Source organism: Methylomonas koyamae (genome assembly GCF_001644025.1).
In the GTDB taxonomy this organism is placed as follows: domain Bacteria; phylum Pseudomonadota; class Gammaproteobacteria; order Methylococcales; family Methylomonadaceae; genus Methylomonas; species Methylomonas koyamae_A.
This window is the reverse complement of the sequence record NZ_LUUK01000074.1, coordinates 1-1402: the sequence shown is the minus strand read 5'-3', so window position 1 is coordinate 1402 and position 1402 is coordinate 1. Positions and strand designations below refer to the sequence as shown.

Here is a 1402-nt window from a genome sequence, read left to right as displayed (position 1 = left end):
TTTGCCGATATCGCCCCCAGTAAATGCCGCACTTTAAGGTAACGTTCGTTGGTCGCCGGCAAGGTATAGGGTTCTGCAAACGATTGATCGTTTTCGAATATCTGGTAAGGATTCACGAGCCAATTCCAAACCGGCATTGCGCCGCCGATCACGACACATATCGCCAGCGCGGCCAGCCAACAGTGCTTAAAACTAAAATGACCAGTATGAGCTGATCTTTTTCTTAACGACCAAAACTTGGCTGATCGGTAAAAACTGCCTATCTGCTCCACGCACAGCTGCCAATGACCGATATCGGGAAGCTTAAATCCATATCCGAATGTCTTAAAGGGGTCGAAACTGTAAATTCGTGACTTCCAAAAGCCGACATTCACTACTGGTGGAAGCGTATCGGAATCGGTGGCTGGGCATCCTTTATGGGCAGCAGTAAAAGCCGAGTTGCACAAGACTTTTTCTTAATTGAATAGTATTGTAATTGGTATGCACAACAAATCCGCCATGTGGCGGAAATTGCAGCCATATGCACACTACTCCGTTTAAAAACTTATCCTGCAGATGTAGTTCATTCATAGCTCACTGGCCCATTCCGCTGTTACCCGTGCGATGACGTCGTTTAATAAGCTGGGCCGGATATGTAATGAAGTTTGTTGTGGAATAGCGGTTAATAACCCTACAACTTCAGACGGTGTGCGTAACTGTTGGCGAACAGCACGGATTAACAAACCCAAAGTGCCATGCGCGGTAATATTCAGGCTTTTAGCGGCTAAACGCGCGGCGGTATCATCCGTAATTAACAAGTTAAGTGAATGGGTAACACACAAAGCCAGTGCCTCGCGTTCGCCATGATGCAACGTGTAAAGGGCGGTCATGGCATTTACTCTGTCGGAAGGTGCCGGAGACAGCTGTCGAATCAGCTTAACGTTTGTCTGTTGTAAGGCTTGTGGTCGATGATGCTGTACTTCAAGCCAAACCGCATTGGGCACTAACACCGCTGCGTAATCGCTCAATACATCCAATGCCGCAAGCTCATCCAGATGTATCAATGGCCCGGCATCCGCGACAACTAAAGCAGGGCTAGTCTTCGCCATGCAATCCCCATTCAACATCATCCTGGATAAAGGTTTCAGTTAATACCTGTTGATGCGACTCCAGATAACGACGCAGGGCCTCTGTGACAATTTCCTGCAAGTTACCAGCCCATCCCTGTTGCACCAGTGTTTGCGCTTGTTGCCAGAGTTGATCGGGTATTTCAGTCTGGTGTGTGCTATTCATGGCGATGCTCCGGTTGTAATACACAAATTTTCCCAGTGACTATATCGTTAATCAGGGTTTTTCGCAGTTCTTTGGTAAACGCCCAGCCGTCCCGCCTGTCAAAACCATTCCGCCTGCGGCATCCTGTGAT

3 protein-coding genes are annotated in these 1402 nt (G+C 48.1%); all 3 read right to left on the bottom strand.

The features are described from left to right. A partial coding sequence (locus A1355_RS26045; RefSeq protein WP_157197775.1) for a hypothetical protein occupies positions 1-446 on the bottom strand: 446 nt, incomplete at its 3' end. A 120-nt stretch (positions 447-566) separates the two neighbouring features. Then, positions 567-1088: a hypothetical protein gene (locus tag A1355_RS25635; RefSeq protein WP_064026264.1), complete on the bottom strand. Its 522-nt coding sequence runs from the start codon at positions 1086-1088 to the stop codon at positions 567-569. Continuing rightward, positions 1075-1272: a hypothetical protein gene (locus A1355_RS06635; protein WP_064026262.1), complete on the bottom strand. Its 198-nt coding sequence runs from the start codon at positions 1270-1272 to the stop codon at positions 1075-1077. Before A1355_RS06635 ends, A1355_RS25635 begins: the two co-directional genes overlap by 14 nt. Positions 1273-1402: the final 130 nt, after the last annotated feature.